General features: G+C 64.4%; 16 protein-coding genes. All 16 read left to right on the top strand.

Annotated features, from left to right (window positions below; genetic code table 11):
* Positions 1 to 379 precede the first annotated feature (379 nt).
* The 16 genes from WK25_RS02270 (at position 380) to atpB (ending at position 19,445) form a co-directional block, all read left to right on the top strand.
* On the top strand, positions 380 to 1,159 hold the full coding sequence (locus WK25_RS02270) for an ABC transporter ATP-binding protein (RefSeq protein ID WP_040142748.1): 780 nt from the start codon (positions 380 to 382) through the stop codon (positions 1,157 to 1,159).
* Positions 1,156 to 1,911 (top strand): ABC transporter ATP-binding protein, encoded by a 756-nt coding sequence (locus tag WK25_RS02265; protein ID WP_040142750.1) that lies wholly within the window; start codon positions 1,156 to 1,158, stop codon positions 1,909 to 1,911. The genes WK25_RS02270 and WK25_RS02265 overlap by 4 nt, the downstream gene beginning before the upstream one ends.
* 77 nt (positions 1,912 to 1,988) lie before the next feature.
* The gene (locus WK25_RS02260) at positions 1,989 to 3,188 is read left to right on the top strand and encodes an ABC transporter substrate-binding protein (RefSeq protein WP_040142752.1); all 1,200 of its coding nucleotides are present in this window, start codon (positions 1,989 to 1,991) and stop codon (positions 3,186 to 3,188) included.
* Positions 3,189 to 3,303: 115 nt separating this feature from the next.
* The gene (locus WK25_RS02255; protein WP_040142754.1) at positions 3,304 to 4,188 is read left to right on the top strand and encodes a branched-chain amino acid ABC transporter permease; all 885 of its coding nucleotides are present in this window, start codon (positions 3,304 to 3,306) and stop codon (positions 4,186 to 4,188) included.
* Positions 4,188 to 5,162 carry a branched-chain amino acid ABC transporter permease gene (locus WK25_RS02250; RefSeq protein ID WP_040144848.1) on the top strand — a complete coding sequence of 325 codons (975 nt, stop codon included), beginning with the start codon at positions 4,188 to 4,190 and terminating at the stop codon, positions 5,160 to 5,162. Before WK25_RS02255 ends, WK25_RS02250 begins: the two co-directional genes overlap by 1 nt.
* A 1,146-nt stretch (positions 5,163 to 6,308) precedes the next feature.
* Positions 6,309 to 7,466 carry an ABC transporter substrate-binding protein gene (locus WK25_RS02245; protein WP_040142757.1) on the top strand — a complete coding sequence of 386 codons (1,158 nt, stop codon included), beginning with the start codon at positions 6,309 to 6,311 and terminating at the stop codon, positions 7,464 to 7,466.
* A gap of 195 nt (positions 7,467 to 7,661) precedes the next feature.
* Complete coding sequence (locus tag WK25_RS02240) at positions 7,662 to 8,717, top strand: branched-chain amino acid ABC transporter permease (RefSeq protein ID WP_040142758.1); 1,056 nt, start codon at positions 7,662 to 7,664, stop codon at positions 8,715 to 8,717.
* Positions 8,718 to 8,721: 4 nt separating this feature from the next.
* Positions 8,722 to 10,506, top strand: coding sequence for an ABC transporter permease subunit (locus tag WK25_RS02235; RefSeq protein ID WP_069240929.1), 1,785 nt, complete (start codon positions 8,722 to 8,724; stop codon positions 10,504 to 10,506).
* Positions 10,506 to 11,261, top strand: coding sequence for an ABC transporter ATP-binding protein (locus WK25_RS02230; RefSeq protein WP_040142760.1), 756 nt, complete (start codon positions 10,506 to 10,508; stop codon positions 11,259 to 11,261). The genes WK25_RS02235 and WK25_RS02230 overlap by 1 nt, the downstream gene beginning before the upstream one ends.
* A 457-nt stretch (positions 11,262 to 11,718) precedes the next feature.
* Positions 11,719 to 13,689 carry a tRNA uridine-5-carboxymethylaminomethyl(34) synthesis enzyme MnmG gene (mnmG, locus tag WK25_RS02225; RefSeq protein WP_059548105.1) on the top strand — a complete coding sequence of 657 codons (1,971 nt, stop codon included), beginning with the start codon at positions 11,719 to 11,721 and terminating at the stop codon, positions 13,687 to 13,689.
* A complete protein-coding gene (gene rsmG, locus WK25_RS02220) occupies positions 13,686 to 14,372 on the top strand; it encodes a 16S rRNA (guanine(527)-N(7))-methyltransferase RsmG (protein ID WP_040142765.1) in 687 nt (228 codons plus the stop codon). The genes mnmG and rsmG overlap by 4 nt, the downstream gene beginning before the upstream one ends.
* 51 nt (positions 14,373 to 14,423) lie before the next feature.
* Complete coding sequence (locus WK25_RS02215) at positions 14,424 to 15,203, top strand: ParA family protein (protein ID WP_040142767.1); 780 nt, start codon at positions 14,424 to 14,426, stop codon at positions 15,201 to 15,203.
* A 31-nt stretch (positions 15,204 to 15,234) separates the two neighbouring features.
* On the top strand, positions 15,235 to 16,128 hold the full coding sequence (locus tag WK25_RS02210) for a ParB/RepB/Spo0J family partition protein (protein WP_034183983.1): 894 nt from the start codon (positions 15,235 to 15,237) through the stop codon (positions 16,126 to 16,128).
* A 13-nt stretch (positions 16,129 to 16,141) separates the two neighbouring features.
* Positions 16,142 to 17,272, top strand: coding sequence for an SLC13 family permease (locus WK25_RS02205; RefSeq protein WP_069240928.1), 1,131 nt, complete (start codon positions 16,142 to 16,144; stop codon positions 17,270 to 17,272).
* 685 nt (positions 17,273 to 17,957) lie between these two features.
* The gene (locus tag WK25_RS02200) at positions 17,958 to 18,485 is read left to right on the top strand and encodes an ATP synthase subunit I (protein WP_069240927.1); all 528 of its coding nucleotides are present in this window, start codon (positions 17,958 to 17,960) and stop codon (positions 18,483 to 18,485) included.
* A gap of 108 nt (positions 18,486 to 18,593) precedes the next feature.
* On the top strand, positions 18,594 to 19,445 hold the full coding sequence (gene atpB, locus WK25_RS02195; protein WP_034209647.1) for a F0F1 ATP synthase subunit A: 852 nt from the start codon (positions 18,594 to 18,596) through the stop codon (positions 19,443 to 19,445).
* Positions 19,446 to 19,478 lie beyond the last annotated feature (33 nt).

Raw genomic sequence — 19,478 nt, 5'->3', positions numbered from 1 at the left:
GCGCCGTGCCCGCACGCGGCACTGTGCTGCGCGACGACATGACGAGCGGCGCCCCGCATACGTGCGCGCCGTGCACACGCTGCACACAGGCACGCACCGTGCGCACGCGCGTGCACCGGTACTGCGCGCATCAAAAAAACATCGACGATTCATGCGCGTCCGCGTCCTATATGGTGGCCAGCCCTATAAGTGCAAATCCCGATGATTGCACTGCACCAACGGGGCGACAATGGCCAGCAGTGTGCATACGCGTCGGCGCGGGAGACCACCCTCGATGCGTACTACGGCGTCCGGGGACAGCCCGCTCATCCGCTGAACTGCTCGCGGCCGCTTGCGCGAATCTCCCCGGTGCTTCGCCTGACTTCGTACGGAAGGGAACATGATTCTCGGCGACACGATTCTGGAAACACGCGGCCTGACGAAGGAATTCAGGGGCTTCACCGCCGTCAACGGTGTGAACCTGCGTGTGCGCCGCGGCGCGATCCATGCGTTGATCGGACCGAACGGCGCGGGCAAGACCACCTGCTTCAACCTGCTGACCAAGTTCCTGACACCGACGGCCGGCCAGATCGTCTTCAACGGCATCGACATCACCGACGAGCGGCCCGCGCAGGTCGCGCGCCGCGGCATCATCCGCTCGTTCCAGATCTCCGCGGTATTCCCGCACCTGACCGCATTGCAGAACGTGCGCATCGGCCTGCAGCGCGCGCTCGGAACCGAATTCCATTTCTGGCGCAGCGAGCGCACGTTGCGGCGTCTCGACGATCGCGCGATGGACCTGCTCACGCAGGTCGGCCTCACCGATTTCGCGCACGTGCCGACCGTGGAGCTCGCGTATGGCCGCAAGCGCGCGCTCGAGATCGCGACGACGCTCGCGATGGAACCCGAACTGATGCTGCTCGACGAGCCCACGCAGGGGATGGGACACGAGGACGTCGATCGCGTGACCGCGCTGATCAAGAAAGTCGCGAGCGGCCGCACGATCCTGATGGTCGAGCACAACATGAACGTGATCGCGGGCATTTCCGACACGATCACCGTCCTGCAGCGCGGCGAGGTGCTGGCCGAGGGCTCGTATGCGGAAGTGTCGAAGAATCCGCTCGTGATCGAAGCGTACATGGGCAGCGCCGACGCGGCGCTCGCGGGGGCGCACGCATGAAGCACAGCGAACGGGAGGAGCGCGAATTGAGCGGCGTCGAAAGCGGCACGCCCGCGCTGGAGATCGCGGGGCTCGAGGCCTGGTACGGGGAATCGCACATACTGCACGGCGTCGACCTGACCGTTCATCGAGGCGAGGTCGTCACGCTGCTCGGCCGCAACGGCGCGGGCCGCACCACGACGCTGCGCGCGATCATGGGCCTCACCGGCCGCCGCAGCGGCTCGATCAAGGTCGCAGGCAACGAGACGATCGGCCTGCCCACGCATCGCATTGCGCATTTCGGCGTCGGCTACTGCCCGGAGGAACGCGGGATCTTCTCGAGCCTGTCCTGCGAGGAGAACCTGATGCTGCCGCCGCCGATCGGCCCGCGCGAACACGCGATGTCGCTCGACGAGATCTACGCGATGTTTCCGAATCTCGCGTCGCGCCGGCAGAGCCAGGGCACGCGGCTTTCCGGCGGCGAGCAGCAAATGCTCGCGGTCGCGCGGATCCTGCGCACCGGCGCGAACCTGCTGCTGCTCGACGAAATTTCCGAAGGCCTCGCACCGGTGATCGTGCAGGCGCTCGCGCGGATGATCGTCGCGCTGAAGGCACGCGGCTATACGGTGGTGATGGTCGAACAGAATTTCCGTTTCGCCGCGCCGCTCGCCGATCGCTTCTACGTGATGGAGCACGGCCGCATCGTCGAGCATTTCCGTTCGTCCGAACTGGAAGGCAAGATGCCGATTCTTCACGACCTGCTTGGGGTGTGACGCCGCCCCGTTTCCCTTGCCGCTAGCCGTGGCGGCCCTCGAACAACCACAACGCAACAGAACAACAGGAGACGTCAATGAAAATGAAGACCCTCGCACACGCGTGTCTGGCGGTCGCGACCGCAGCGTTCACCGCCGGCGCCGCACACGCCGCTGATAGCGTGAAGATCGGTTTCATCACCGACATGTCGGGGCTTTACGCGGACATCGACGGACAGGGCGGCCTCGAGGCGATCCGGATGGCCGTCGCCGATTTCGGCGGCAAGGTGCTCGGCAAGCCGATCGAAGTCGTTTATGCCGACCACCAGAACAAGGCGGACATCGCCGCGTCGAAGGCGCGCGAATGGATGGACCGCGGCGGCCTCGACCTGCTGGTCGGCGGCACGAACTCCGCGACCGCGCTGTCGATGAACCAGGTCGCGGCCGAGAAGAAGAAGGTCTACATCAACATCGGGGCGGGCGCCGACACGCTGACCAACGAGCAGTGCACGCCGTACACGGTTCACTACGCGTACGACACGATGGCGCTCGCGAAGGGAACCGGCTCGGCAGTCGTGAAGCAGGGCGGCAAGAGCTGGTTCTTCCTGACCGCCGACTACGCGTTCGGCAAGGCGCTCGAGAAGAACACGTCCGACGTCGTGAAGGCGAACGGCGGCCAGGTGCTCGGCGCGGTGCGCCACCCGCTGTCCGCGTCGGACTTCTCGTCGTTCCTGTTGCAGGCGCAATCGTCGAAGGCGCAGATTCTCGGCCTCGCGAACGCGGGCGGCGACACCATCAACTCGATCAAGGCCGCGAAGGAGTTCGGCATCACGAAGACGATGAAGATCGCCGCGCTGCTGATGTTCATCGACGACGTGCACAGCCTCGGCCTCGACACGACGCAGGGCCTCGTGCTGACCGACAGCTGGTACTGGAACCGCGATGCGGCGTCGCGCCAGTGGGCGCAGCGCTACTTCGGCAAGATGAAGAAGATGCCGTCGAGCCTGCAGGCGGCCGATTACTCGTCGGTGACGACCTACCTGAAAGCCGTGCAGGCGGCCGGCACGACCGACTCCGACAAGGTGATGGCCGAGCTGAAGAAGATGAAGATCAGCGACTTCTACGCGAAGGGCTACATCCGCCAGGACGGCAGCATGATTCACGACATGTATCTGATGGAAGTGAAGAAGCCGTCGGAATCGAAGGAGCCGTGGGACTACTACAAGGTGCTTGCGACGATTCCTGGCGAGCAGGCGTTCGGTACGAAGCAGGAGACGCGCTGCGCGCTGTGGAAGTGAAGCGGGGCGTCGCGCGGCGCGGCGGCGGGCGTAGCGATGCGCGCGCCGCACCGCCCGCGTGCGCGACCGCCTGACGGTTGCGCACGCAACGAAACTCACACTGACGGCTAAGTCGATGGAAATCTTTGGCATTCCGTTGCCGGCGATGCTGAGCCAGCTGCTGCTCGGGCTCGTCAACGGCTCGTTCTACGCGATCCTGAGCCTCGGGCTCGCGGTGATCTTCGGGCTGCTCAACGTGATCAACTTCGCGCACGGCGCGCTGTTCATGCTCGGCGCGATGCTCGCGTGGATGGGGCTGTCGTACTTCGGGCTGCCGTACTGGGCGATGCTCGTGCTCGCGCCGGTGCTCGTCGGCGTGTTCGGGATCCTGATCGAGCGCTCGATGCTGCGCTGGCTGTACAAGCTCGATCACCTGTACGGGCTGCTGCTCACGTTCGGGCTCACGCTCGTCGTCGAAGGCGTGTTCCGGTCGATCTACGGATCGTCGGGCCAGCCGTACGACGTGCCGTCGCAGCTGTCCGGCGCGACGAATCTCGGCTTCATGTTCCTGCCGAACTACCGCGCGTGGGTGGTCGTCGCGTCGCTTGCGGTGTGTCTCGCGACCTGGTTCGTGATCGAGAAGACGCGCCTGGGCGCGTATCTGCGCGCCGGCACCGAGAACCCGAAGCTCGTCGAGGCATTCGGGGTGAACGTGCCGATGATGATCACGCTCACCTACGGCTTCGGCGTAGCGCTCGCGGCGTTCGCGGGCGTGCTCGCCGCGCCGGTCATTCAGGTGTCGCCGCTGATGGGGCAGCCGATGATCATCACCGTGTTCGCGGTGGTCGTGATCGGCGGGATGGGATCGATCCTCGGTTCGATCATCACCGGGCTGCTGCTCGGCGTGATCGAAGGCTTCACGCGCGTGTTCTATCCGGAAGCGTCGGCCACGGTCGTGTTCGTGATCATGGCGATCGTGCTGCTGATCCGCCCGGCGGGCCTGTTCGGCAAGGAAAAATGATGCAGAGAAAAGTGCTCTACGGCGTGCTGCTCGCCGCACTGCTCGCGGCGCCGTTCGTCGGCGCGTATCCGGTATTCGTGATGAAGGTGCTCGCGTTCGCGCTGTTTGCGGCCGCGTTCAACCTGCTGATCGGCTATACGGGGCTGCTGTCGTTCGGCCATGCAATGTTCCTCGCGACCGCCGGCTACACGACGGGCTATGCAATCCAGACGCTCGGTTTCACGCCCGAACTCGGCGTGCTCGTCGGCACAGCCGCGGCGACGATGCTCGGCCTCGTCGTCGGGCTGTTCGCGATCCGCCGCCAGGGGATCTATTTCGCGATGATTACGCTCGCATTCGCGCAGATGGTGTACTTTATCTATCTGCAGGCGCCGTTCACGCACGGCGAGGACGGGCTGCAGGGCGTGCCGCGCGGCCGCCTGTTCGGCGTGCTCGACCTGTCGAACGACATCGCGCTGTACTACGTCGTGCTCGCGGTGATCGTCGCCGCGTGCGCGTTCATCGTGCGGATCGTGCATTCGCCGTTCGGCCAGGTGCTCGTCGCGATCAAGGAGAACGAGGCGCGCGCGATCTCGCTCGGCTACGACACCGATCGCTTCAAGCTGCTCGCGTTCATTCTGTCGGCGGCGCTCGCAGGGCTTGCCGGTTCGCTGAAGGTGCTGGTGCTTGGCTTCGAGACACTGTCGGACGCGTACTGGACGATGTCCGGGCTCGTCGTGCTGATGACGCTCGTGGGCGGGATGGGCACGCTGTTTGGGCCGCTGCTCGGCGCGGCGCTGATCGTCGCGCTCGAGGACCGGCTCGGCGACATCGGCGAATGGCTTGCGTCGATCACCGGGATCGGCTGGTTTCATTCGCTCGGCGAATCGGCGACGATCGTCACCGGGCTGATTTTCATCGCATGCGTGCTTGCGTTTCGGCGCGGGATCGTCGGCGAGATGGTTGCGCGAGTCAAGACGCTCCGGCCGTCGTGAGCGCGTCGCGCGTGTAGTCGGGCCGTGTTGGTGCGAGGCACCATCGCGTGCGGTCGGAAACGGTGCCGCGACGCGCATCGGCCGGCGCCGTGCAGTGGCACTGGTGCCCCATTTTCGTGCGGCGATGCACCATAGGGGTAAATGCTAAGTTGTCGCACCGTGAAAGCTCCTTTAATCTTCGTTTCAGTTCTGATGCACCGCGAAACGAATTTGCAGGTGGAGAACGAGGAGACAATCGAGGCACAAAGTGCCCGGACCCCAAAGCGCTGTTGGACGGAATCCAACAGCGCTTTTTCATTTGCGTGCGCGAATTTCCGTCGATGGTGCAGACGAGGGCCGCCGCGTTCTCCGCGCCCCAGCCGCGTCTTGCCGCGCCGGCACTTAATCCGTCCCCCGTTTTCTTTTTGTCCGATGCTGCCCGTCGCTCGCGCCCGTGGCGCCGATCGTCGTTCGGGCTTACCCGGTTAGCGTGCGCAAAACGGGTCCGTTACACTCAGCTTTCGCCGACCGCGCGGTCGGGAAAATCGGTCGGCAGTTCTCCTACAAGCACAATGCAGAAGAGGGAGTACGGTTGGATGACAAGCGCAGCACGATGGATCGGGGCACGAGCGGGCGTGGGCGCCTGTCGTTCGGTGTCGGGCAAGCATCGGCATGCCCGGGCTGTCGCCGGCCGTCCTGCGGGTGGCATACGCGTCTCGGCGCGAGCCGCGACGGTGTCGGCAGCCGCGCCGGTCATTGCGTGCGCATCCACTGCGCCGTGCGCGCCGTCGTTCGCCGTTGCGTGCGCATGAACTGCCGGTTCTTCGACGTTACGCCATTCTTGCATGTGGCCCCGCCGGCCACGGCCGCCCGGCCTTCGCGCGGTCGTTGCATTCCCATCGGTCGCGTGTCGCGCACCACGGCCTTTCGACGCTTGCTTCATCCGGACGACACTGCCGGCGTGCATCGTGGCCGCCGGACGGCCGTTTCGACGGATACGGTCGCGCACGTGCGCGGTGCCCGCGCGGTTCATCGCGGCGCCGCCGGTTCACGGGAAAACGAGCGTAGACGCGGTATGACGAGATAGTTAATGTATTAACTTGTTTGGGGACCGGGAGCCGCCGAGCGACCCGCGGATTTTTCGAGCAGCGTTTGGAGACAACGTAAATGAAGATGAATCGATGGATGGAGGTTCTGCTTGCCGCGGGCCTCGTGTGTGCGGCGGCCACGGCGTCGGCGCAGGTGAAGATCGGCGTCACGCTGTCGGCCACGGGGCCGGCCGCGTCGCTCGGAATTCCGGAAAAGAACACGATCGCGTTGCTGCCGAAAGAAATCGCGGGCAAGAGCGTCCAGTACATCGTGCTCGACGATGCGTCCGACACCAGCCGCGCGGTGCAGAACGTGCGCAAGCTGATCGACGAGGATCACGTCGACGCGATCATCGGTTCCTCGGTGACACCGAACTCGCTGGCGATGCTCGACCCCGTGTCGCAGGGCAAGACGCCGACGATCTCGCTCGCCGCGAGTGCGCAGATCATCGCGCCGATGGACGCGAAACGCGCATGGATGTTCAAGGTGCCGCAGAACGATCAGCTGATGGCCGACGCGATCGCCGGGTACATGGCGAAGCACGGCGTGAAGACAGTCGGCTTCATCGGCTTTGCCGATGCGTATGGCGACAGCTGGTACAAGACGTTCGATGCGGCCGCTGCGAAGAACGGCCTGAAGGTCGTGTCGAGCGAGCGCTACAACCGAACCGACGCGTCGGTGATGGGGCAGGTGCTGAAGCTGATGGGCTCGAATCCGGACGCGGTGCTGATCGCCGGCTCCGGCACGCCAGCCGCGCTGCCGGCGAAGACGCTGAAGGAGCGCGGCTACAAAGGCAAGGTCTACCAGACGCACGGCGTCGCGAACAACGACTTCCTGCGCGTATGCGGCAAGGACTGCGAAGGCGAGATCCTGCCGGCGGGCCCGGTGCTGGTGACTGACCAGCTGCCGGATTCGAACCCGGTGAAGAAGCCGGCGCTCGGCTACAAGGCGGCGTACGAGAAGGCGTACGGCGCGGGCTCGCTGTCGACCTTCGGCGGGCATGCATGGGATGCGGGGCTGCTGCTGCAGCGGGCGATTCCGGACGCGCTGAAGAAGGGCCAGCCGGGAACCGAAGCATTTCGCGAGGCGCTGCGCGCGTCGCTCGAGAGCGTAAAGGATCTGCCGGTGTCGCACGGCGTGATCAACATGACGCCGACCGACCACAACGGTTTCGATACGCGTGCGCGCGTGATGGTGCAGATCGTCGACGGCAAGTGGAAGCTGCAGGCCGAGTGAGCATCACGTGAAACGGTGGGCGCGGCGCGCATGGCGCCGTGCATGCCGTCGGCGGCGCGGCGGGCCTCGCGGCCCGTCTTCGCGCCGCATGGAATCTCCGGGGAGCCGCCGCGCGACGCCTGACGCCTGGTCTTGCCGTCCGCGCGCGCCGTTCCCGTCGCCGTTTCTCCGCAGCATTTTCGATACACGAAACGTATGGATCTCTCGATTGCGGCGATCCTCGCGCAAGACGGCATCACGACCGGCGCCATTTATGCATTGCTGTCGCTGGCGCTCGTGCTGGTGTTTTCCGTCACGCGGGTGATCTTCATTCCCCAGGGCGAATTCGTCGCCTATGGCGCGCTCACGCTCGCGGCGTTGCAGGCGCAGAAATTCCCCGCCACCTGCTGGCTGCTGTTCGTGATGGGTATCGCATGCTTCCTGCTGGAAGTCGGCGCGCTGGTTCGTCATCGCGAGCGCCGTCATCAGCTCGGCCGCACGCTTGCGACGCTCGCGAGCCGCTACGTGCTGCTGCCGCTCGCGGTGTTCGCGCTGACGCGCAGCTTTGCGGCGCAGCCGCTGCCGATGCTCGCGCAGATCGCGCTGACGCTCGCGATCGTCGTGCCGATGGGGCCGTTCGTCTACCGGCTCGTGTATCAGCCGATCGCCGAGGGCACGACGCTGCTGCTGCTGATCGTGTCGGTTGCCGTCCATTTCGCGATGGTCGGCCTCGGGCTCGTGATGTTCGGTGCGGAGGGCTCGCGCACCAACGGATTCTCGGACGCATCGCTGGCGATCGGCGGCATGACGGTGTCGGTGCAGAGCATCCTCGTGGTCGCGACGGCGCTGGTGTTGATCGGTGCGCTTTACGTGTATTTCGGCCGCACGATCGCCGGGAAGGCGTTGCGCGCGACGTCGGTGAACCGGCTCGGCGCGCGGCTCGTCGGCATCGGCACGACCGAAGCAGGACGGCTCGCATTCACGTTCGCCGCAGGGCTGGGCGTGCTGTCGGGCATCCTCGTTGGCCCGCTGACAACAATCTATTACGACTCCGGCTTCCTGATCGGGCTGAAGGGTTTCGTCGGCGCGATCATCGGCGGGCTCGTCAGCTATCCGCTCGCGGCCGCCGGCTCGCTGCTCGTCGGCGTGCTCGAATCGTATTCGTCGTTCTGGGCGAGTGCGTACAAGGAAGTGATCGTGTTCACGCTGATCATCCCGGTGCTGCTGTGGCGCAGCTTCGCAACGCCGCACGCGGAAGAGGAAGAGGAGTGACACGATGAAGACGATCGTACGCAACAAGACCTTCTGGCTGTTTCTCGTGGTGCTGTTCGCGCTGCCCGTGTTGCCCGGCGCGCTGCAGGTGCCCGAATACTGGATCACGCTGCTCAACTACATCGGCCTCTACGCGATCGTCGCGATCGGGCTCGTGCTGCTGACGGGCGTCGGCGGGATGACGAGCTTCGGACAGGCTGCGTTCGTCGGCGTCGGCGCGTACGCGACCGCGTTCCTGACGACGCGCTACGGCGTGTCGCCGTGGCTCGCGCTTGTCGTCGGCGTCGTGTTGACGGCGCTGGTCGCGCTTGTGCTCGGCGCGGTGACGATGCGCCTGTCGGGGCACTTCCTGCCACTCGGCACGATCGCGTGGGGCCTTGCGCTGTTCTATCTGTTCGGGAATCTCGAACTGCTCGGCAAGTACGACGGGATCAACGGGATTCCGGCGCTGAACCTGTTCGGTATCGAGCTCGGAAGCGGTCGCAGCTTGTATTTCCTGATCTGGGCCGTCGTGCTCGCCGCGATCGTGTCGGTGCAGAACCTGCTCAACAGCCGGCCTGGCCGCGCAATCCGTGCGCTGCGCGGCGGCGGCGTGATGGCCGAAGCAATGGGCGTGAACACCGCGTGGATGCGCGTCGTGATCTTCGTCTATGCGGCGGTCCTCGCGGCGGTGTCGGGCTTCCTGTATGCGCACCTGCAGCGCGCGGTGAACCCGACCCCGTTCGGTCTGAACCACGGGATCGAATTCCTGTTCATGGCCGTGGTCGGCGGGGTGTCCCACGTATGGGGCGCGGTGCTCGGCGCGGCGATCCTCACGGTGCTGCAGGACTACCTGCAGACGCTGCTGCCGAAACTGCTCGGCTCCGAAGGCAACTTCGAGATCATCGTGTTCGGCGTGCTGATGGTACTGCTGCTGCAGTATGCGCGGCAGGGCGTGTGGCCGTTCGTCGCGAAGCTGTTTCCGCGCGGGCCGCGCGCACATGTGCCCGATCGTGCGGATCCGCTGCCGCAACGGCCGAAGCCGGTCGCAGGTGAACCGCTGCTCGTCGTCGATAACGCACGCAAGCAGTTTGGGGGCCTGGTGGCCGTCAACGATGTCAGCTTCGACGTGAAAGCGGGGCAGATCATCGGGCTGATCGGTCCGAACGGTGCCGGCAAGTCCACGACGTTCAACCTCGTGACCGGCGTGCTGCGGCCGACGGGCGGCACCATCACGTTTCGCGGTGAGCGAATTGACGGGCTCACGTCGCGGCAGATCGTCCGGCGCGGAATCGGCCGCACGTTCCAGCACGTGAAACTGCTGCCGACGATGACGGTGCTCGAGAACGTCGCGATCGGCGCGCATCTGCGCGGCCGTACCGGCGTGTGGCGCAGCGTCGCACGACTCAATGCGCGCGAGGAAGCGCAGTTGCTGGCCGAAGCGGCGCGGCAGATCCGCCGTGTCGGGCTGGAAAAACACATGTACGACGAAGCGGGCAGCCTCGCGCTCGGCCAACAGCGGATCGTCGAAATCGCGCGCGCACTGTGTTGCGACCCGACGCTGCTGTTGCTCGACGAGCCGGCCGCCGGCCTGCGCTACCAGGAAAAACAACAGCTCGCTGACCTGCTGCGGCGGCTCAAAGGCGAAGGAATGAGCGTGTTGCTCGTGGAACATGACATGGATTTCGTGATGAATCTCACCGACCGGCTGGTCGTGATGGAGTTCGGCACGCGCATTGCCGAGGGGTTGCCGCACGACGTGCAGCAGGATCCGGCCGTGCTCGAGGCGTACCTGGGCGGGGTGGAGTAATGGCGGACACAACGATGCCGATTCTCGAGGTGCGCGGACTGGCGGTCCGATACGGGAAAGTGGAGGCGTTGCACGGCGCTGCGATCAAGGTCGGCGCGGGTCAGATCGTCAGCGTGATTGGCCCGAACGGAGCCGGCAAGTCGACGCTGCTGAACGCGATCATGGGTGCGCTGCCGGTGACCGGGCACGCGTCCGGCGCCGTGGTGTACCGTGGCCACGACGTGAGCCCGCTGCCGATCGAGCAGCGCGTTGCACGCGGAATGTGCCTCGTCCCGGAAAAGCGGGAGTTGTTCAGCACGATGACGGTCGAAGACAACCTCGTGCTCGGCGCATATCGGCGCAAAGTCGCCGGAGAATCGAACTTTCTCGATCAACTCGATCACGTGTTTGCGCTGTTTCCGCGGCTGAAGGAGCGGCGCAAGCAGGCGGCCGGCACGCTGTCGGGCGGCGAACGGCAAATGCTTGCGGTCGGTCGCGCGCTGATGGGCAAGCCGGACTTGCTGATGCTCGACGAGCCAAGCCTGGGGCTTGCACCGCTGATCGTGAAGGAGATCTTTCATATCATTAGCGCGCTGCGCGGCACGGGCGTCGCGACGCTGCTGATCGAGCAGAACGCGCGGGCCGCATTGCAGATCTCGGACTACGGCTATGTGCTGGAAACCGGCGAATTCGCGCTCGAGGGGCCCGCGGCCGAACTGGCACAGAATCCACAGGTGATCGAGACGTACCTCGGACTCGCTAAGAAAACGGCTTGATTGCCGCGTAGTCGGTGGCAACGGACGGCGTGTTTCACGTGAAACACGCCGTTTTTGTTTCCGGCAGCATGCCGATGTTTGGTGAGCGCCCGGGGATAAATGCCGGATTGCACAGCGCGAGCACTGTGAGTGAAGGGGCCGCGTTGCGGGGCGGAATCATCCTATCGCCCGGCCGAAGGCGGGTCACAGGGGATAAGTGCCGGGATACCCATCGAAAAGACTGTGATTATGCAAACCCGTTGCGCTCGGCAACACGGATCGCGATATCGGGAGCGGTGGTAGACGGTGCCGGCTCAGCTGGTTGGTAGGGGCCGAACTCGGCCATTCGGCCGAAAAAACGTCTGAACGTACGCACCCTACCAATCGGACGGTCTTCGAGTGAAAAGCGAACCCGCTATAATTCGGCCCATACATTTCTCTGATAGGTTCGTGCGCACCCCTGCGCGCGGAATCCACCATGCTTTTTCCCACAGAATTTGACGTCATCGTCGTCGGTGGCGGGCACGCCGGCACGGAGGCTGCGCTGGCCTCCGCGCGTATGGGCGCGAAGACACTGCTGCTGACCCATAACATCGAAACGCTCGGGCAGATGAGCTGCAATCCGTCGATCGGCGGCATTGGCAAGGGCCATCTGGTCAAGGAAGTCGACGCGCTTGGCGGTGCGATGGCTGCCGCGACCGATGAGAGCGGTATTCAGTTCCGGATCCTGAACTCGTCGAAGGGCCCGGCCGTGCGTGCGACGCGCGCGCAGGCGGACCGCATCCTGTACAAAGCTGCGATCCGCCACCGGCTCGAAAATCAACCGAATCTCTGGCTGTTCCAGCAGGCAGTCGATGATCTGATGGTTGAGGGCGACCGTGTGGTCGGTGCTGTCACGCAGATCGGCATCCGCTTCCGCGCGCGCGCGGTGGTGCTGACGGCCGGTACGTTCCTCGATGGCAAGATCCACGTTGGCTTGAACAATTACACGGGCGGCCGCGCGGGCGATCCGGCGGCCGTGTCGCTGTCGTCGCGCCTGAAGGAGCTGAAGCTGCCGCAGGGCCGCTTGAAGACGGGGACGCCGCCGCGTATCGACGGCCGCACGATCGACTTCTCAAAGCTCGACGAGCAGCCGGGCGACCTCGATCCGATTCCCGTGTTCTCTTTCCTGGGCCGCGCGGAGCAGCATCCGCAGCAGCTGCCATGCTGGGTCACGCATACGAACGAGCGTACGCACGACATCATTCGCGGCGGTCTCGACCGTTCGCCGATGTATACGGGCGTAATCGAAGGCGTCGGCCCCCGTTACTGTCCATCGATCGAGGACAAGATCCACCGGTTCGCATCGAAAGAATCGCACCAGATCTTCCTCGAGCCGGAAGGGCTGACGACCAACGAGTTCTACCCGAATGGGATCTCGACGAGCCTGCCGTTCGACGTGCAACTCGAGCTCGTGCATTCGATGCGCGGCCTCGAGAACGCGCACATCTTGCGTCCGGGCTATGCGATTGAATACGACTACTTCGATCCGCGCGCGCTGAAGGCGTCGCTTGAAACGAAGGCGATCAACGGCCTGTTCTTTGCGGGCCAGATCAACGGCACGACGGGCTACGAGGAAGCGGCTGCGCAAGGGCTGCTGGCCGGCCTGAACGCCGGCCGTTACGTGCAGGAGAAGGAAGCGTGGTGCCCGCGCCGTGACCAAGCGTACCTGGGCGTGCTGGTCGACGACCTCGTCACCCGCGGTGTGGCCGAGCCTTACCGGATGTTCACGAGCCGCGCCGAATACCGGCTGAGCCTGCGGGAGGACAATGCGGACATGCGCCTGACGGAGATCGGCCGAGAACTCGGGCTGGTCGACGACGCGCGTTGGGACGCATTCAGCCGGAAGCGTGACGCTGTTTCACGTGAAACCGAACGGCTGAAGTCCACGTGGGTCACGCCAAAGACACTGCCGCCGGAAGAGGCGACCGCGCTGCTCGGCAAGGCGATCGACCACGAATACAGTCTCGCCGAATTGCTGCGCCGTCCGGGCATCAGTTACGACGGCGTATGCGGGTTGAAGGGCGGCGAGTGCGGCCCCGTCGAGCCGCTGGCGGACGATCCGGTCCTGCTTGAGCAGATCAAGGAGCAGGTCGAGATCGGCATCAAGTATCAGGGCTATATCGAGCGCCAGGCGAACGAGATCGAGCGCAATGATGCGAACGAGAACACACGTCTGCCTGACGGGATCGATTACCGTGAGGTGCGTGGATTGTCTTTCGAGGTGAGCCAGAAGCTCAACGAGTTCCGGCCGGAAACGATCGGGCAGGCATCGCGGATCTCGGGTGTTACGCCGGCCGCGATCTCGCTGCTGATGGTGCATCTGAAGCGCCGCGGGCTGGGCCGTCGCAACGGCAATGCCGCAGAGGCCACCGCGCAGGGGGACGGCGCCGTCCCGACGCAACAATGACGGCGCGTCGCGCGCCGGCGGTTAATCGGGACGTACTTGAACAGATGCTCGTCGACGGCACGGCCGCCCTCGACGTTGCATTGACGGAAGCACAACGCGGCCAATTGCTCGACTATGTGGCGCTCCTCGGTAAGTGGAACGCGGTCTACAACCTGACCGCGATCCGCGACCCGAAGCAGATGCTGATCCAGCACATTCTCGATTCGCTGTCGATCGTTCCGCATCTGCGCGGCCGGGCGTCGGCTCGCGTGCTCGACGTCGGCTCGGGCGGCGGATTGCCCGGCATCGTACTGGCGATCGTACAGCCGGACTGGCAGGTGACGCTGAACGATATCGTGCAGAAAAAATCTGCATTCCAGACACAAATGCGCGCGGAGTTGAAGCTCGCGAACCTGTCGATCGTCACCGGGCGTGTCGAATCGCTGCAGCCGGGTGTCGAAGTGCCGGAAAAATTCGACATGATCGTATCCCGCGCTTTCGCGGATCTATCCGACTTCGTTAAACTTGCTCGACATCTCGTCGCGCCCGGTGGATCGATCTGGGCGATGAAGGGTGTCCACCCGGACGATGAAATTGCGCGCCTGCCAGAAGGCAGCCACGTGAAGCAGACGATCCGGCTGGCGGTACCGATGCTCGATGCCGAACGGCATCTGATCGAGGTTATCGTCGACGACGCGAATTGAAGGCGCGCGATGGCGCGTCGTTTGTTTGAAGGTAAAGGGAACACACCAACGATGGCAAAGATCTTCTGCGTTGCGAACCAGAAGGGGGGCGTCGGCAAGACGACGACATCGGTCAATCTCGCCGCGAGCCTTGCAGCGCAGGAGCAACGAGTCCTGCTGATCGATCTCGACCCGCAGGGCAACGCGACGATGGGCAGCGGGATCGACAAAGCCGCTTGCGAGTCAACCGTGTACGAAGTGCTGGTCGACGGCGTATCGATCTCGGACGCGCGAGTGCGCCCGGACGGCGTCACGTACGACGTGCTGCCGGCCAACCGCGAGTTGTCCGGTGCCGAGATCGAGCTGATCAGCATCGACAACCGCGAACGGCGGCTGAAAGCCGCACTGGAGCGTGTGGCCGACGATTACGACTTCGTGCTGATCGACTGCCCGCCGACGCTGTCGCTGCTGACGCTGAACGGCCTGTGCGCGGCGCACGGGGTCGTGATTCCGATGCAGTGCGAGTACTTCGCGCTCGAAGGGCTGTCGGATCTCGTCAACACGATCAAGCAGGTTCACGCGAACATGAACCGCGATCTGAAGATCATCGGCTTGCTGCGCGTGATGTTCGATCCGCGCATTACGCTCCAGCAGCAAGTCTCCGATCAATTGAAAGCGCACTTCGGCGACAAGGTGTTCGACGCGGTGATTCCGCGCAACGTGCGCCTCGCGGAAGCGCCGAGTTACGGGTTGCCGGGCGTCGTGTTCGACCGTAACTCGCGTGGTGCGCAGGCCTATCTGCAGTTCGGCGCCGAGATGATCGATCGCGTGCGCGCGTTCGAGGTGTCGTGATCCGGACATGAGCGAAGCGAGGAAGAAAGACATGAACGCGGTACCAAAGAAGAAGGGCTTGGGACGTGGCCTCGAGGCGCTGCTCGGCGGCAGTGCGGACATCACCGAAGCGGTGAAGATCGAAGGCGCGCCGAACACGCTCGCGCTCGGCAAGCTGCAGGCCGGCAAATATCAGCCGCGTACCCGAATGGACGAGGGCAGCCTGCAGGAACTGGCGGCCAGCATCCGCGCACAAGGTGTGATGCAGCCGATCCTGGTGCGGCCCATTTCGTCTGACAAATACGAGATCATCGCGGGCGAGCGGCGCTTCCGCGCAGCGCGCCTAGCGGGGCTCGACGAAGTGCCGGTGCTGGTGAAGGACGTGTCCGATCAGGCCGCCGCCGCCATGGCGCTGATCGAGAACATCCAGCGCGAGGACCTGAACCCGCTGGAAGAGGCGCACGGCATCCAGCGTCTGCTCGACGAATTCGGTTTCACGCACGAACAGGCCGCGGAGTCGGTCGGCCGCTCGCGCAGCGCGGTGTCGAACCTGCTGCGCCTGCTGAATCTCGCATCGCCGGTGCAGACGATGCTGCTCGCCGGCGATCTCGACATGGGGCATGCGCGTGCGCTGCTCGCGGTCGATGCGGCGACGCAGATCACGCTCGCGCACCAGGTCGTCAACAAGCGCATGTCGGTCCGCGAGACCGAGAAGCTGGTCGCGCACACGACGAAGGAAGCGCCGGCCGTGAAGGCGCGCGCGAAGGATGACGGCGGCCGCGATACGCGCCGTCTCGAGGAAGAACTGTCCGACCTCCTCGCATCGACGGTGAAAATCAAACTCGGCCGTCGTGGGCGAGGGCAGGTGATGATCGACTTCGGCAACCTCGACGCGCTCGAGGGCATTCTCGCGCGCCTGCGCGGCAACGTCGCGACTGAAGAGTAAAGAGGCGCAATCGATGGAACGTACGGGCGCGCCGGCGCCGCGCCGGTGGCTCGGTTGGCTTGCGAAGGAGCCGGTGCTCACGGTGCTCGCAGTTGCGCTGATTCTTCTTCAATGGTTGCGTCCGCAACCAATCGCCGCATTGACCGCGCTCGTGGACTGGCAGACGGTTGCGACACTCGCGGGTCTGTTGATGCTGACGAAGGCGCTGGAGCTGTCTGGTTGCCTGATGTGGCTCGCGCATCGCATCGTGCATCACGTGCATTCGGAGCGCGGGCTCGCGATGTTGCTCGTCGTGTTCTCGGCGGTACTCTCGATGTGGCTCACCAACGACGTTGCGCTGTTCGTCGTGGTGCCGCTGATGGTGTCGCTGCGCGCGTTGACGCCGCTGCCGTTCCGGCGGCTCGTCATCGTCGTCGCGCTCGCGGTCAACGCGGGCTCCGTCGCGACGCCCCTCGGCAATCCGCAGAACCTGTTCCTGTGGCAATTGAGCGGCGTGTCGTTCGGCCGCTTCGTGGTCACGCTCGGGCCGCTCGCGCTGGCGCTGATGGCGCTGCTGCTTGTGCTGACGGCCTGTGCGTTTCGCGCGAAGCCGCTCGATCTTTCGGGCGACGTCGAGATCGTACGCGTGCAACGCATGCACGCGCTGCTTGCGGCGGTGCTGTTCGCCGCATTCGTGCTGCTCGCGGACGCCCACCATCCGGGGCCGGGCCTGATCGCCGTCGGGATCGCGCTGCTCCTGGCGAAACGTGATGCAGTGCTGAAGATCGACTGGCTGCTCCTGTTGATCTTCGTGCTGATGTTCGTCGTGTTGCGCAGCGCGGCCGCATTGCCGGTCGTGCACGACACGATTGCACACGCGCAACTCGACTCGCCGCTACGCGTCTATGCCGCCGGCGCGGTGCTGTCACAGGGCATCAGCAACGTCCCGGCAGCGATCCTGCTGTCGGAATTCACGCACGACTGGCGCGCGCTCGCATTCGGTGTATCGGTTGGCGGCTTCGGTTTCGCGATCGGCTCGCTCGCGAACCTGATCGCGGTGCGTCTCGCGAAGGAGCCGCGGATGTGGCTGCCGTTTCACGCGGTGTCGATTCCATTCGCGCTCGCGAGTGCGGCACTGGGCGCGTGGTTGCTCGCTCACGCTTGAGCGGCACTCGGCACTCGGCACTCGGCACTCAGCACTCAGCACTCAGCACTCAGCACTCAGCACTCAGCACTCAGCACTCAGCACTCAGCACTCAGCACTCAGCACTCAGCACTCAGCACTCAGCACTCAGCTGCGGCTGCGGCTGCGGCTACGGCTACGGCTACGGCTACGGCGAGCGGGGCGGGCCGTGCGCGGCAATCGCGATCGTCACAATGCAGCGGCTGTTGATAAGTGCCGCGCATCACAGTCGATCTTCTGTGGCGGCACAACAACTGATTCGCGACGTCGGCGCGTCGCGTTCGCGCGATGACCACAGCGCAGCCTCCGTTTCGCATCGTCGTGCCGGCCTCTTTTCCGTCACTGCGTCACAGCAGCTTTCCTGTCGCAATTGCGTCGCGAACGGTGCGCCCGCACCAGGCATCGATGTCACGCGATTTCGTTGCCGACGCACTTTTCCGTGCCGGAAATGGCGGAGCAAAACCTCGACCTTACAACTGTCATCGTACGTCGTTGATTCGCGCGTTTTTCACATGATGAGGCGTCGTTTTACACAGGTTTTTGTCGCGTCTAAAGCCTTGAATCACTTGCAACTATCGCTTACAATCGCCCGGATTTGTTAGCTAGGCACCCCTGAAAGCTTTCGGAAAGCTTGGGGCCGGGTTCAAGGATTTTGCGGAAGATTGCGATGGCGGGTCAGGCGCCGAACGACAGGCACGATGATCACCGAACGCAACGCACCGCTTCAGCGGCCGGCGAGCGGCGCGAATCCGATGGCGACGACTGGGATGCCGAGCAGCAAGATAACAACATCGTTCCGCTCACGCGGACGGAAGCCGAGAGGCTGTTCGGTCCGAACGTGAGCAAGCCGTCGCGCGTGACGCCGTACAAAGTGGTGATCGCGCAGGTGGTCTTGTCCCTGGTTGCAACGCTGGCGTGGTGGCTGTTTTCAAAGTCGCCGGGTGCCGCTGCGCAGTCCGCGTTTCTGGGCGGGGCGATCGGCTGGGTGCCAAGCGCGTTGTTCGTGGCACGACTGAAGGCAGGTGGTTCGGCCACCGTGATGAGCTGGGTGATGGGCGAAGCCCTGAAGCTCGGCGTGACGATCGGGATGTTCGCCGCGGTGGCGTACGGCTATGCCGGCGTGCACTGGCCGGCGCTCCTCGTCACCTACCTCGTCGTGCTGAAGACGTACTGGATCGCGCTGGCCTGGCGGTAAAACAAGCAGCGTGCGGTTTCGACAACGAACCGCGCCGGCCCGTTCCCGCAATAGCGTATTGCGGAACGGGGCAAAACGATTTTCGACAATTTGGGTGGCATTAACGATATGGCAGCTAGCGAAGGCACGCGCGGTCCGGATCCGTCCGAGTACATTGCGCACCACTTGCAGAACTTCTCCACCTCGCATCAGACGTCGATTTTCGACATTCACGTCTGGAACCTCGACACGCTGTTCTGGTCGATCGTGTGCGGCATCGTAACGATCATCCTGCTGCGTCTGGCCGCCCGCAAGGCGACGTCCGGCGTGCCGGGCCGCTTCCAGTGCGCGATCGAGATGCTCGTCGAGATGGTCGAAGACCAGTCGAAGGCCATCGTCCACGGCAACCGTACCTTCATCGCACCGCTCGCCCTCACGGTCTTCGTGTGGGTCGCGCTGATGAACTCCCTCGACTTCCTGCCGGTCGACCTGCCGGGCCGCGTGATCGGCCTGCTCGGTCTGTCGGACGTGATTTCCCACCATCGCATCGTCCCGACGGCCGACCTGAACGGCACGCTCGGCATCGCGCTCGGCGTGTTCGTCCTGATGATCTACTACAGCATCAAGATCAAGGGCGCAGGCGGTTTCGCGCATGAACTGCTGTCGGCGCCGTTCGGCGGCCACCCGCTGCTGTGGATCCCGAACCTCGCGCTGAACATCGTCGAATACGTCGCGAAGACCGTCTCCCTCGGCATGCGGCTGTTCGGCAACATGTACGCAGGTGAGCTGTTGTTCCTGTTGATCGCCCTGCTCGGCAGCATGTGGAGCTTCGGTGGCGACGCAACGTTCCTCGGCTTCGTTGGTCATGTGATCGCGGGCAGCGTCTGGGCAATCTTCCACATCCTGATTGTTCTGTTGCAGGCATTCATTTTCATGATGCTGACGCTGGTGTATCTCGGCCAGGCGCACGACAAGCACTAAGCGCGGCGTGCAAAAAGAGTTTCCGTTTTAGTT

This window comes from Burkholderia latens, assembly GCF_001718795.1.
Taxonomy (GTDB): domain Bacteria; phylum Pseudomonadota; class Gammaproteobacteria; order Burkholderiales; family Burkholderiaceae; genus Burkholderia; species Burkholderia latens_A.
The sequence above is the reverse complement of the archived record's forward strand: the minus strand, read 5'-3'. Positions and strand labels throughout refer to the sequence as shown.

What these genes read in the sequence shown, in the direction of transcription:
- WK25_RS02255 (WP_040142754.1), top strand. Translation starts at nt 3,304, where the DNA reads ATGGAAATCTTTGGCATTCCGTTGCCGGCGATGCTGAGCCAGCTGCTG.
- atpB (WP_034209647.1), top strand. Translation starts at nt 18,594, where the DNA reads ATGGCAGCTAGCGAAGGCACGCGCGGTCCGGATCCGTCCGAGTACATT.
- WK25_RS02230 (WP_040142760.1), top strand. Translation starts at nt 10,506, where the DNA reads ATGGCGGACACAACGATGCCGATTCTCGAGGTGCGCGGACTGGCGGTC.
- mnmG (WP_059548105.1), top strand. Translation starts at nt 11,719, where the DNA reads ATGCTTTTTCCCACAGAATTTGACGTCATCGTCGTCGGTGGCGGGCAC.
- WK25_RS02265 (WP_040142750.1), top strand. Translation starts at nt 1,156, where the DNA reads ATGAAGCACAGCGAACGGGAGGAGCGCGAATTGAGCGGCGTCGAAAGC.
- rsmG (WP_040142765.1), top strand. Translation starts at nt 13,686, where the DNA reads ATGACGGCGCGTCGCGCGCCGGCGGTTAATCGGGACGTACTTGAACAG.
- WK25_RS02210 (WP_034183983.1), top strand. Translation starts at nt 15,235, where the DNA reads ATGAACGCGGTACCAAAGAAGAAGGGCTTGGGACGTGGCCTCGAGGCG.
- WK25_RS02245 (WP_040142757.1), top strand. Translation starts at nt 6,309, where the DNA reads ATGAAGATGAATCGATGGATGGAGGTTCTGCTTGCCGCGGGCCTCGTG.
- WK25_RS02205 (WP_069240928.1), top strand. Translation starts at nt 16,142, where the DNA reads ATGGAACGTACGGGCGCGCCGGCGCCGCGCCGGTGGCTCGGTTGGCTT.
- WK25_RS02260 (WP_040142752.1), top strand. Translation starts at nt 1,989, where the DNA reads ATGAAAATGAAGACCCTCGCACACGCGTGTCTGGCGGTCGCGACCGCA.
- WK25_RS02215 (WP_040142767.1), top strand. Translation starts at nt 14,424, where the DNA reads ATGGCAAAGATCTTCTGCGTTGCGAACCAGAAGGGGGGCGTCGGCAAG.
- WK25_RS02240 (WP_040142758.1), top strand. Translation starts at nt 7,662, where the DNA reads ATGGATCTCTCGATTGCGGCGATCCTCGCGCAAGACGGCATCACGACC.
- WK25_RS02250 (WP_040144848.1), top strand. Translation starts at nt 4,188, where the DNA reads ATGCAGAGAAAAGTGCTCTACGGCGTGCTGCTCGCCGCACTGCTCGCG.
- WK25_RS02270 (WP_040142748.1), top strand. Translation starts at nt 380, where the DNA reads ATGATTCTCGGCGACACGATTCTGGAAACACGCGGCCTGACGAAGGAA.
- WK25_RS02200 (WP_069240927.1), top strand. Translation starts at nt 17,958, where the DNA reads ATGGCGGGTCAGGCGCCGAACGACAGGCACGATGATCACCGAACGCAA.
- WK25_RS02235 (WP_069240929.1), top strand. Translation starts at nt 8,722, where the DNA reads ATGAAGACGATCGTACGCAACAAGACCTTCTGGCTGTTTCTCGTGGTG.